Source organism: Streptomyces sp. LZ34, assembly GCF_053890475.1.
Map to the genome: position 1 here is coordinate 10,632,485 of NZ_CM132680.1, position 13,581 is coordinate 10,646,065.

The 13,581-nt window shown below is 70.8% G+C and carries 1 protein-coding gene; it reads left to right on the forward strand.

The genetic code is table 11. From position 1 onward, the window contains the following. The first annotated feature begins 24 nt into the window (after positions 1-24). The gene (locus ACWY4P_RS45705; RefSeq protein WP_456206737.1) at positions 25-13,578 is read left to right on the forward strand and encodes an SDR family NAD(P)-dependent oxidoreductase; all 13,554 of its coding nucleotides are present in this window, start codon (positions 25-27) and stop codon (positions 13,576-13,578) included. The last annotated feature ends 3 nt before the right edge of the window (positions 13,579-13,581 follow it).

Sequence of the window (13,581 nt, forward strand, 5' to 3'; positions counted from 1 at the left end):
TTTTAGCAGGAGGAATCGATCCACATGTTCGACGGAATGGACGCCTCGCGTATCAAGGTGCTGCCCGAGGCCGCTCAGCTTGAAATGGTGCGCGCCGCCGCGCTCCTCGCCGCTGAGGAGCGGGGGGACGCTTGGGGCGACGCGGGGCCCCTCGTCCGCCTGACGAACGTGGCGTGGCACAAGCCGGTCGTCGTCGGACCCGGCCAGCAGGTGCATGTGGACCTGCTGGCCGGGTCCGACGGCGGCGCCAACGACTGGGCTGTGTTCGCCGACGCCGGCGAGGACGCCGGCAGCAGCGGGACCGTGACCGTACTGCATGACGCCGTCCCTGAGTACGTGGACGTGGAGGCGTACGGGTCCGGCCGACGGTCCGGGGCGCTGCTGGTCGACCTCGGCGGGCCGGCCTCCTCCTCCTCCTCCTCCGACGGGCGCCCCGACGCCGTGGTGATCCCCGGGCAGCTCGCCGTGGGCCTGTCGGCCGTGGCACAGGACGCCGGGTGGGACGGGCGCGAGGTCCGGCTGCTGGCGGCGGACGAGGTGACGTATGCCGACTCCTCCCGCCACGAGGCGGTGTGGGGCGCGGTCGACATCGCCCACGACCCGGCGGGGCGGCGGGAGGCGACGCTCTCCGTCGACCTGGTGGACCAGCAGGGGGCGAGTCTGGTCCGCTTCCGCGGCCTGCGGATCTCCGCCGAGGGCCACCAGCCGGTGACCGCCCCGGCCGACGCGACGGCCACGGCAACGGACACCGTACAGACGGTGGAGACGGTGGCGGAGGTCCCCGCGGGTCCGGGGCGGCGGTCGGAGATGGCCGGCTGGTCGGTGGCGGAGTGCCTGGAGTGGGAGCTGAAGGACGTCGTCTTCCAGCTCCTGAAGCTGCCGGTGGACAAGCTCGACGAGGCCGCGAATCTCCAGGACTACGGCTTCGACTCCATCAGTCTGGTGGAGTTCGCCGGGGTGCTGGCCGAGCGGCTGGGCGTCGACCTGACCCCGGACGTGTTCTTCAGCTACCCGACGCTGGCCGGCCTGGGCGGCCATTTGCTGCGGACACAGGCCGAGACGCTGGAGGCGTTCTACCGGGAGGGATCGACCGTCACCCGGACGGTCGCCCGCTCCGCCACCCAGCCGGTCGCGCCGCGGCCGGTTTCGCCGAGCACCACGCCGAGTGCCGGGCGGGGGCGGCCGGAGGCCCGTCGGCGGGTGGCGCGGGTGAGCACCTCGGACGCGGCGGTGGACACCGGCGCCACCGGTCCGGAGCCGGTGGGGATCGTGGGGATGAGTGGTCGGTTTCCGGGGGCGCGGTCGGTGGGGGAGTTATGGGGGATTTTGGCGGAGGGGCGGTGTGTGGTCGGTGAGGTGTCGGGTGAGCGGGGTGCGGTGTGGGGTTCGGGGCGGTGGATGGGGGCGGTGCCGGGGGTGGCGGAGTTCGATCCGTTGTTCTTTGAGATCTCTCCGCGTGAGGCGGAGGTCATGGATCCGCGGCAGCGGTTGTTGTTGCAGGAGATGTGGCGGGCGTTGGAGGACGCGGGATATGGGCCGGAGCAGCTGAGCCGGGAGAAGGTTGGTGTCTTCGTCGGTGTCGAGGAGGGCGATTTCGGCGGCCTCGTCGGCGAGGAGGGTGGTGTCACGTCCAACAGCAACGCCATTCTGGCGTCGCGGTTGGCGTATTTCCTGAATCTGTCCGGGCCGAGTATGGCGATCAATACGTCGTGTTCGTCGGGGCTGGTGGCGTTGCACGAGGCGTGTTTGAGTCTGCGCTACGGCGACTGTGACACCGCGATCGTCGCCGGTGCGAACGTGCTGGCCGATCCCCGCAGCTACGACGGGATGGCCAAGGCCGGGATGTTGTCCGAGGGCGGGGTGTGTCGGGCGTTCGACCGGCGGGCGGATGGCATGGTGCCGGGTGAGGCCGTGGCGGTGCTGGTGCTGAAGAAGCAGCGTGGGGCGGAGCTGGATGGGCACCGTGTTTACGCCACGGTGCTGGGCAGCGGGATCAATTATGACGGGAAGACGAACGGGATCACCGCGCCGAGTGGGGTGGCGCAGGTTCGGTTGCTGAAGGAGGTGTATGAGCGGGCGGGGGTGTCGCCGGAGTCGGTGGAGTATGTGGTGGCGCATGGCACGGGCACCCGGCTTGGGGATCCGATCGAGATCAACGCGTTGGTGGAGGCGTTCGGGAACACCACCGAGCACACGGGCTTTTGCGCACTGACCTCGGTCAAGCCGAACATCGGGCACACTCAGGCGGCTTCGGGGCTGGTGAGTGTGATGGCGTTGGCGTTGGCGATGAAGCAGGAGCTGATCCCGCCGAGCATCAACTGCGAGGAGCTGAGCGACTACATCCGCTGGGAGGACAGTCCGTTCTTCGTCAACCGTGAGCCGCGTCCGTGGCCACAGGGGCCGGACGGCGCGCCGCGTCGTGGCGGGGTGAGCGCGTTTGGGTTCAGCGGCACCAACGCCCATGTCGTCCTCGAAGCCCACGGCACGGCCCGGGAGGACCGCGAGGCGGTCGAGGCTGAGCCCGCGGCCCCGGCGTATCTGCTGCCGGTGTCCGCCAAGACCGACCAGGCCCTGACCCAGGCCCTGACCGTACTGGCCGACCACCTCGACACCCAGACCGACGCCGGGCCCGGTTACCTGGCCTCCACCAGCCATACCCTCATGACCGGCCGACACCACTTCACCCACCGCTGTGCCCTGGTCGTGCGGGATCGTGAGGACGCCGTGCGTCTGCTGCGGCAGGCCGCGCAGGGGGAGAAGCCCCGCAAGGTCTACCGCGCCACCGTCACCCGCGACTTCACTCCCAACAGCCTGGTCGGCGACCTCATCGCCGAGGCGCCGCGCAGCCGGCAGGACGGCACGCGGTACCAGGAACTGCTTCTGGCGCTCGCCGATCTGTACTGCCAGGGCTACGACCCCCGCCTCCAGGACCTCTTCGACCAGCCGCCCACTCGCGTCAGCCTGCCCACCTACGCCTTCGCGCGACAGATCTGCCGGCTGCCGGAGAGCCCGGCCGGCGCTGCGGCGGCGGTGGCCAGACGGCTCCACCCGCTGGTCCACGAGAACACCTCCAGCCTGAGCGAGCAGCGCTACAGCTCCCTGTTCACCGGTGCGGAGCCCTTCCTCACCGACCACGTCGTGCACGGCCGGAAGACCTTCCCCGCCGCCGCCTACCTGGAGATGGCCCGCGAGGCGGTCCAGCAGGCGGCCCGCGGGGCCGACGCCGAGGCCGTCCGGACGCGGCTGGTGAACGTGCGCTGGGTGCGGCCCCTGTCCGTCGACAAGGAGCCGGTCCCGGGCGGGATCGCCCTCATACCGGAGCCGAACGGCGACATCGGCTTCGAGATCTTCTCCGGCGAGGACGACGCGGACATCCACTGCCAGGGTGATGCCGTGCTCGTCCCGCCGGCCCAGGCGGACGCCGCCCCCGTCATCGACGTGCCGTCGCTCCGCGCCACGTGCACACGCATCCTCAGCGGCAGGGAGTGCTACGAACTCTTCGCCCTCGCCGACCTGCGCTATGGGCCGACCCATCGCACCATCACCGAACTCGGCCTCGGCGCCGACCTCGTCGTCGCCCGTCTCGCCCTGCCCGACGCGGACGACGGCTACGTCCTCCACCCGGGCCTCCTCGACGGAGCCTTCCAGGCCACGGCCGGGTTCATGGCCGTGGAGGGCATCTCGGCCAAGCTGCCGGTCGCCCTGGACGAGGCGGAGATCTTCGCCCCGGCCGGGACCCCGGCCTGGGCCGTGGTGCGCAGACTTCCGTCGTCCGGCTCGTGGGTGAGCCGCTACGACATCGACGTGTGCGACGACACGGGCCGGATCCGCGCCCGGCTCCGGGGCTTCACCACCAGCCTGAGCAGCCGTGACATGCAGGATCAGGGGTCGGCCGCCCCCGTGACGGGGATGTGGGAGGCGGCGTGGTCCGAACGTCCCCGGGCCGCCGCCGGAACGGGCGAGCCCCGGACATGGGCCCAGCGCCATGTGATCCTCTGCGACGCCGGAACGGCCCCCGCGCCCGACGCCTTCGGCACCGGGCCGGGCGTCCACGTCAGCGCGCTGACCGCCGTCGGCGAGGACACCGCGCAGCGGTTCACCGGCCTCGCCGAGCAGCTCTTCACCGAGGTGCGGGAGATCCTGGCCGCCCGGCCGACCCACGACGTGCTGCTCCAGGTCGTCGTTCCCGGCAGCCCCGAGCACCGTGTGTACGGCGGGCTCTCCGGGCTGCTGAAGACCGCTCAGCTGGAGAACCCCAAGCTCACCCCGCAGCTCATCGCCATGGACCCGCCGTTCGACGCCCCGGCGGCCGTCGCCCGTGTCGACGCCGAGGCGTCCGGCCCGGAGGTGACCCCCGAGGTCCACTACATCGGGGAACGCCGCCTGGTGCCCGAGTGGAGGACACTGTCGGAGCCGGCGGAAGCAGCGGACACGACCCCGGCGCCGCCGTGGCGTACGGACGGCACCTACCTGCTCACCGGCGGCGCGGGCGGGCTCGGACTGATCTTCGCTGAGGAGATCGCCCGCCGGGCCCCCGCCGCGACGATCGTGCTCACCGGCCGGTCGCCGCGGGAAGCCCGCATCGACGCGGCCGTCGCGCGCCTGGCCGGGATGGGCGCCCGGGTGTTGTACCGCAGCCTCGACGTCACCGACCGCGCCGCGGTGACCGGGGCCGTAGCCGAGATCACCGCGAACGGCGGCAGATTGCACGGCATCCTGCACTGCGCGGGCGTCCTTCGCGACGACTACCTCATCCGCAAGCCGCTCGACGACCTGCGCCAGGTGCTGGCGCCGAAGGTCACCGGCCTGGTTGTCCTCGACGAGGCCACCGCCGAGCTGGACCTGGACTTCCTGGTCTGCTTCGCCTCCACCTCCGGCAGCATGGGCAACCCCGGGCAGTCCGACTACGCACTCGGCAACGCCTTCATGGACCGCTTCGCGGCCCACCGCTCCGACCAGGTGCGGGCCGGGCTGCGGCGGGGCCGGACGCTCGCCATCGACTGGCCCCTGTGGCGGGATGGCGGCATGGGCGTGGACGACCAGGTCGTCTCCCAACTCGAGGCGCGCAGCGGCCTGGTGCCCATGCCCCGGGAGGCCGGTGTCGAGGTGTTCTACCGCGCGATGCGAAGCGGCGCCGCGCAGACGCTGTGCCTGACAGCCCGGGACGCGCGGCGGCTCCAGGCCGCCACCGACCGGCTCGCCGCCCATCCGGCCTCGGCCCCGGCGGCCGCCGAGCCGGCCGTCGGCGCCGTGCCGGAGAGCTCGCGCGTCGTCACCCACCTGACGGACGTCGTGGCCCGGGTGATGAAGCTGCCCGCCGAGGCCATAGACGCCGAGGCGTCGCTGGACGAGTACGGGATCGACTCGATCAGCGTCATGCTGCTCACCGACGCACTGGAGGAGGACTTCGGCACGCTACCGAAGACGCTGTTCTTCGAGTACCGGACCCTGGCGGAGCTGAGCCAGTACCTCCTGGAGTCCCACCCCGCCGAGGTGGCGCGGCTGGCCGGCGTACCCACCCCGGTCGCCGCCCCCGTCCCCGCCGCCCCCGCCATCGAGTCGGCCGCCCCCGAGCCGGCCGCCGGGCGCCGCCGGGGCCGCTCCCGCTTCCTGCCCGCGACCACCGACCCGGCCGCGGTCGCGGCGGCGACGGGGTCGCCCGACATCGCCGTCATCGGGCTGGCCGGCCGCTACCCGCAGGCCCCCGACCTCGACACGTTCTGGGACAACCTGCTCAACGGCCGCGACAGCGTCACCGAGATCCCGGCCGACCGCTGGGACCACCGCGCCTACTACCAGGACCGCGTCTACTGCCGGTGGGGCGGCTTCCTCGACGGCGTCGACCGCTTCGACCCGCTGTTCTTCAACATCTCGCCCCGCGACGCCGAGCTGATGGACCCGCAGGAGCGGCTGTTTCTGGAGTGCTCCTACGCCGCCCTCCAGGACGCCGGGTACACCCCGCAGGACCTCGACGGCGGCGACGGCACCACCACACGCGCGGGCGTGTTCGTCGGGGTCATGACCTCCGACTACCAGTTCTTCGGGCTGGAGCGGCAGGCCGCCGGCACACCCGTCGCCACCAGCGGCCACTTCGCGTCGATGGCCAACCGGGTCTCGTACCACCTCGACTTCCACGGCCCCTCGCTGTCCGTCGACACCATGTGCTCCTCCTCCTTGACGGCGATCAGCCTGGCATGCGAGAGCATCCGCCGTGGCGAGAGCGACGTGGCGCTCGCGGGCGGGGTCAACCTCACCCTGCACCCGAACAAGTTCCTGCATCTGTCACAGAACAAGTTCGCGTCCAGCAACGGTCGCTGCGAGTCCTTCGGCGACGAGGGCGACGGCTACGTCCCGGCCGAGGGCGTCGGCGCGGTCCTGCTGAAGCCGCTGGACCGGGCGGTGCGCGACGGCGACCACATCTACGGCGTGATCAAGGGCACCGCCCTCAACCACGGCGGCCGGACCAACGGCTACACCGTCCCCAACCCCAACGCCCAGGGCATCGTCATCGGCGCGGCGCTGCGCCAGGCCGGGGTCGACCCGCGGGCGGTCAGCTACGTGGAGGCCCACGGCACGGGTACCAAACTCGGCGACCCGATCGAGATCCGGGGCCTGGGCCAGGCGTTCGACGGCGTGGAGGAGCGGGGAGCCTGCGCCATCGGCTCGGTGAAGTCGAACATCGGCCACGCCGAGGCCGCGGCCGGCATCGTCGGGCTCACCAAGATCCTTCTGCAGATGCGGCACGGCATGCTCGTGCCGTCCCTCCACTCCGACGTCCTCAACCCTTTCATCGACTTCGATGACAGACCGTTCGCGGTGCAGCAGACCGCCGCCGAATGGGGCCGGCCGGTCGTCGAGGTCGACGGACAGCTGCGGGAGTACCCCCGCATCGCCGGACTGTCCTCCTTCGGCGCCGGCGGCTCCAACGCCCACCTCGTCATCGAGGAGTACCGGCAGTCCGCCGCCGCGGCAGGCGGGCGCGCGGCCGGGCACACCGGCCCGGCGGCCGTCCTCCTGTCCGCCAAGACCGAGGAGCGGCTGCGCGCCTCGGCCGAACGCCTGCTGGCTGCGGTGCACAGCGGGCGCTACGAGGACGCCGACCTGCCGTCGATCGGCTACACGCTCCAGGTCGGGCGCGAGGCGATGCCCCACCGGCTCGGCTTCCTGGCCCAGGACCTGGCTGAGGCGTCCCGGAAGCTGGCCGCCTACCTGGACGGCTCGGGCGAGACCGCGAACGTCGTCGCCGGCCAGGCCGGACCGAACGGCGGCGGCGAGGGCGCCGAGGCCGACGGCGCCCACGGGCAGCTGGAGACCCTCATCAGGTCGTGGGTCAAGGGCGTGGACGTCGCCTGGGGCCGACTGTACGAGGGGGAGGGCGGCACACCGGGACGGATCAGTCTGCCCGTCTATCCCTTCGCCGAGGAGTCCTACTGGCTCACGGGCGGCGACCGGCAGCCAGGCCGGGCAGGCGGCCGCGTCGCCCGCCTGCACCCGCTGGTGCACGAGAACACTTCGGACCTGACCTGCCAGCGCTTCAGCTCGCGGCTGCCGGACGCGCCGACGCCGGCCGCCCAGCTGGAGATGGCGCGCGCGGCGGTCCTGCTGGCCACCCCTGGTGCCGAGGAGAGCATGCACCCGGTGCGGCTGACCGGTGTCGCCTGGCACGGCACCCCGGCGCGGGGTGCGGACGGGCTGACCGTCCATGTGTCGCTGCTCCCCGCCTCGGGCGGAAACGTGGAGTGGACGGTGTACGCCGATCAGCGGGGCGGGCCCGACGAGGAGCCGGTGGCCGGCGAGGGCGTCGCAACCGTCCTCCCGGCCACGGCGGACGCCGCCGAGCGGATCGACCGGGACACGGTGGCCGATCGGGTGATCGAGCTGACCGCCTTGGCTCCCGCCGGGACAGGCCACCCGGTGATGGCGCTCGTGCGCGCGCTGGAAGCCTGCCTCCCGGCGGGGGAGGGCGTGCGCGCGGCGCGCGAGGTCCTCTTCACCCCGGTCACCTCGCCGGAACAGGCCCCGGCCTGGGCGGTGGTCGACCGACGCGCGGCGGACCTGGATATCGCCGTGTGCGCCGCCGACGGCACCGTGCTGCTGCGTGTGCGCGGCCTGGCGTACGGCACCGACGTGCCGGATGAGACGGCCGGGGCGGTGCACGCCGCCGAGGTGGCCGCGGGTCCGGGGCGGCGGTCGGAGATGGCCGGCTGGTCGGTGGCGGAGTGCCTGGAGTGGGAGCTGAAGGACGTCATCGGCCAGATCCTGAAGCTGCCCCTGGACAGGATCGAGGACGGAGTCAACCTCCAGGACTACGGCTTCGACTCCATCAGCCTGGTGGAGTTCGCCGGGGTGCTTGCCGAGCGGCTGGGCGTCGAGCTGACCCCGGATGTGTTCTTCAGCTATCCGACGGTGGCGGGTCTGGTCGGCCACTTGCTGGAGGCGCACGCCGAGACGCTGGAGGCGTTCTACCGCGAAGGCGGGAGTGAGGGCACCGGTGCGGGCGCTGTGAAGCGGTCCTCGGCCGGGGTGGTGGCGCGTCGTCGGGCGGTGTCCGGGCGGGTCCTGGCTCGAGGTGTGATGCGCGGTGTGGAGGCCGGTCCGGAGCCGGTGGGGATCGTGGGGATGAGTGGTCGGTTTCCGGGGGCGCGGTCGGTGGGGGAGTTGTGGGGGATTTTGGCGGAGGGGCGGTGTGTGGTCGGTGAGGTGTCGGGTGAGCGGGGTGCGGTGTGGGGTTCGGGGCGGTGGATGGGGGCGGTGCCGGGGGTGGCGGAGTTCGATCCGTTGTTCTTTGAGATCTCTCCGCGTGAGGCGGAGGTCATGGATCCGCGGCAGCGGTTGTTGTTGCAGGAGATGTGGCGGGCGTTGGAGGACGCGGGATATGGGCCGGAGCAGCTGAGCCGGGAGAAGGTTGGTGTCTTCGTCGGTGTCGAGGAGGGTGATTTCGGCGGCCTCGTCGGCGAGGAGGGTGGTGTCACGTCCAACAGCAACGCCATTCTGGCGTCGCGGTTGGCGTATTTCCTGAATCTGTCCGGGCCGAGTATGGCGATCAATACGTCGTGTTCGTCGGGGCTGGTGGCGTTGCACGAGGCGTGTTTGAGTCTGCGCTACGGCGACTGTGACACCGCGATCGTCGCCGGCGCGAATGTTCTCTCGCATCCGGGTAGTTATGACGCTTTGGCGCGGGCCGGGATGTTGTCCGAGGGCGGGGTGTGTCGGGCGTTCGACCGGCGGGCGGATGGCATGGTGCCGGGTGAGGCCGTGGCGGTGCTGGTGCTGAAGAAGCAGCGTGGGGCGGAGCTGGACGGGCACCGTGTTTACGCCACGGTGCTGGGCAGCGGGATCAATTATGACGGGAAGACGAACGGGATCACGGCGCCGAGTGGGGTGGCGCAGGTTCGGTTGCTGAGGGAGGTGTATGAGCGGGCGGGGGTGTCGCCGGAGTCGGTGGAGTATGTGGTGGCGCATGGCACCGGAACCCGGCTTGGGGATCCGATTGAGATCAACGCGTTGGTGGAGGCGTTCGGGGAGGATGCGGAGCGGACCGGGTTCTGTGCGCTGACGTCGATCAAGCCGAACATCGGGCACACTCAGGCGGCTTCGGGGCTGGTGAGTGTGATGGCGTTGGCGTTGGCGATGAAGCAGGAGCTGATCCCGCCGAGCATCAACTGCGAGGAGCTGAGCGACTACATCCGCTGGGAGGACAGTCCGTTCTTCGTCAACCGTGAGCCGCGTCCGTGGCCGGAGCGGCCGGACGGCGGACCGCGTCGTGGCGGGGTGAGCGCGTTTGGGTTCAGCGGCACCAACGCCCATGTCGTCCTCGAAGCCCACGGCACGGCCCGGGAGGACCGCGAGGCGGTCGAGGCTCAGCCCGCGGCCCCGGCGTATCTGCTGCCGGTGTCCGCCAAGACCGACCAGGCCCTGACCCAGGCCCTGACCGTACTGGCCGACCACCTCGACACCCAGACCGACGCCGGACCCGGTTACCTGGCCTCCACCAGCCACACCCTCATGACCGGCCGACACCACCTCACCCACCGCTGTGCCCTGGTCGTGCGGGATCGTGAGGACGCCGTGCGTCTGCTGCGGCAGGCCGCGCAGGGGGAGAAGCCCCGCAAGGTCTACCGCGCCACCGTCACCCGCGACTTCACTCCCAACAGCCTGGTCGGCGACCTCATCGCCGAGGCGCCGCGCAGCCGGCAGGACCACAGCCGCTACCAGGATCTGCTTCTGGCGCTCGCCGACTTCTACTGCCAGGGCTACGACCTCAGCGTCGAGGGACTCTTCGACCAGCCGCCCATCCGCGTCGGCCTGCCCACCCACCCCTTCGCCAGGGAGCTCTACTGGCCCTCGGAGGCGAGCCTCACCTGGCGGGAACTCTCCCGGTCCGAGGTCGTGCTCGATGAGGTCGACGAGGTTGATGGGGCCCCCGAGCCGACGCAGGTCGCCGAGGTGGCCGCGGGTCCGGGGCGGCGGTCGGAGATGGCCGGCTGGTCGGTGGCGGAGTGCCTGGAGTGGGAGCTGAAGGATTCGGTCTCCCAGCTGTTGAAGCTGCCGGTGGACAAGCTCGACGAGGCCGCGAATCTTCAGGACTACGGCTTCGACTCCATCAGCCTGGTGGAGTTCGCAGGGGTGCTTGCGGAGCGGTTGCGCATCGAGCTGACGCCGGATGTGTTCTTCAGCTATCCGACGCTGGCCGGCCTGGGCGGCCATCTGCTGGAGGCGCACGCCGAGACGCTGGAGGCGTTCTACCGCGAAGGCGGTGTTGGTGCTGTGAAGCGGTCGGCGGCCAGGGCGGTGGCGCGTCGTCGGGCCGTGTCCCGGCGGGCCGTGGATCGGAGTACGGAGGCCGGTCCGGAGCCGGTGGGGATCGTGGGGATGAGTGGTCGGTTCCCGGGGGCGCGGACCGTGGGGGAGTTGTGGGGGATTCTGGCGGAGGGGCGGTGTGTGGTCGGAGAGGCGCCGGTCGATCGGCGTCCGGAGTGGGGTTCGGGGCGGCGGATCGGGGCGATTCCGGGGGTGGCGGAGTTCGATCCGTTGTTCTTTGAGATCTCTCCGCGTGAGGCGGAGGTCATGGATCCGCGGCAGCGGCTGCTGCTCCAGGAGATGTGGCGGGCGCTGGAGGACGCCGGATACGGGCCGGAGCAGCTGAGCCGGGAGAAGGTCGGTGTCTTCGTCGGCGTCGAGGAGGGGGACTATGTCTTCCTCACCGGCGAGGAGGGCAGCGTCACATCCAACGCCAACTCGATTCTCGCGTCACGGCTGGCCTACTTCCTGAATCTGTCCGGGCCGAGTATGGCGATCAATACGTCGTGTTCGTCGGGGCTGGTGGCGTTGCACGAGGCGTGTTTGAGTCTGCGCTACGGCGACTGTGACACCGCGATCGTCGCCGGTGCCAATGTTCTCTCGCATCCGGGTAGTTATGACGCTTTGGCGCGGGCCGGGATGTTGTCCGAGGGCGGGGTGTGTCGGGCGTTCGACCGGCGGGCGGATGGCATGGTGCCGGGTGAGGCCGTGGCGGTGCTGGTGCTGAAGAAGCAGCGTGGGGCGGAGCTGGATGGGCACCGTGTTTACGCCACGGTGCTGGGCAGCGGGATCAATTATGACGGGAAGACGAACGGGATCACCGCGCCGAGTGGGGTGGCGCAGGTTCGGTTGCTGAAGGAGGTGTATGAGCGGGCGGGGGTGTCGCCGGAGTCGGTGGAGTATGTGGTGGCGCATGGCACGGGCACCCGGCTTGGGGATCCGATCGAGATCAACGCGTTGGTGGAGGCGTTCGGGGACGCCACCGAGCACACGGGCTTTTGCGCACTGACCTCGGTCAAGCCGAACATCGGGCACACTCAGGCGGCTTCGGGGCTGGTGAGTGTGATGGCGTTGGCGTTGGCGATGAAGCAGGAGCTGATCCCGCCGAGCATCAACTGCGAGGAGCTGAGCGACTACATCCGCTGGGAGGACAGCCCGTTCTTCGTCAACCGTGAGCCGCGTCCGTGGCCACAGGGGCCGGACGGCGGACCGCGTCGTGGCGGGGTGAGCGCGTTTGGGTTCAGCGGCACCAACGCCCATGTCGTCCTCGAAGCCCACGGCACGGCCCGGGAAGACCAGGAGATCGTCGAGCCTCAGGCCCCCGCCCCGGCGTATCTGCTGCCGGTGTCCGCCAAGACCGACCAGGCCCTGACCCAGGCCCTGACCGCGCTGGCCGACCACCTCGACACCCACACCGACGCCGGACCCGGCCACCTGGCCTCTACCAGCCACACCCTCATGACCGGCCGACACCACCTCACCCATCGCTGCGCCCTGGTCGTGCGGGATCGGGAAGACGCGGTGCGTCTGCTACGCCAAGCCGCGCAGGGGGAGAAGCCCCGCAAGGTCTACCGCGCCACCGTCACCCGCGACTTCACCCCCAACGCCGCCGTGGACAAGGTTGTGCAAGAGATGATCGACGAGGCGGCGGGCAGCGGCCAGGACGTCGGCCGTCACCAGGAACTGCTCCTCGCGCTGGCCGACTTCTACTGCCAGGGCTACGACCCCCGCCTCCAGGACCTCTTCGACCAGGCGCCCATCCACATCAGCCTGCCCACCCAACCCTTCGCGGCACGGGATTGCTGGGTCGGCGGCCACCGGGCCCGGATGGCGGCGGCGTCCGCCGTGTCACCGGCGACGCCGCCGGAGCCTGCCGCCGTCGAACGGCCGGTGGAGCAGCCGGTGTCCATCGCGCCGGTCCCCATCGCGCAACCGGTCCCGACCGGGCGAGCGGTGGCCCAGGGACAGGGCGGCGTGGTGGGCCTGCGCCCGGTGGCCGAGATGGCCGCCGACATGGCCCGTAAGGACTCGTCCTCGGGCACGGCACCGCGGCGGATCACCCTCCAGCCGCTTCCCGAGCCGACGCCCGAGTCAGCGCCTGGGCCGGCGTCCGTTTCCGAGCCCTCGCCCGCCGCCGGTGCCGCGAAGGAGCTGGTGGGTGCGTTGCGGGAGAGTCTGGCTCGGGAGTTGTTCGTCGAGGTGGAGGACATCGATGCCGGGCGCAGCTTTACGGAGTTGGGTTTGGATTCGGTTGTGGGTGTGGAGTGGGTTCGTGCGGTGAATCAGGAGTTCGGTACGTCGGTCAGTGCGACGAAGATCTATCAGTATCCGAATGTCTATGAGTTCGCGGAATTCCTCGCCGGTGAACTTCCCCTGACCGGGCCCGCGAAGGAATCGGAGCCCGGGCCCGTGGCGGCAGCGGCGCCTGCCCGTGTGGCGGAGGGACTGGTGGGTGCGTTGCGGGAGAGTCTGGCTCGGGAGTTGTTCGTCGAGGTGGAGGACATCGATGCCGGGCGCAGCTTTACGGAGTTGGGTTTGGATTCGGTTGTGGGTGTGGAGTGGGTTCGTGCGGTGAATCAGGAGTTCGGTACGTCGGTCGGTACGACGAAGATTTATCAGTATCCGAATGTCTATGAGTTCGCGGAATTCCTCGCCGGTGAGCTTCCCCCGCCGGCCGATGACGCCGACCTCGACGAGGTGCTCGCCAAGGTCTACGAGGGCGAGATCGATGTCTGGCAGGCCGAGGCCCGCCTGTCCGCACAGGCGAAGGAGGCATGACCG

What these genes read in the sequence shown, in the direction of transcription:
- ACWY4P_RS45705 (WP_456206737.1), top strand. Translation starts at nt 25, where the DNA reads ATGTTCGACGGAATGGACGCCTCGCGTATCAAGGTGCTGCCCGAGGCC.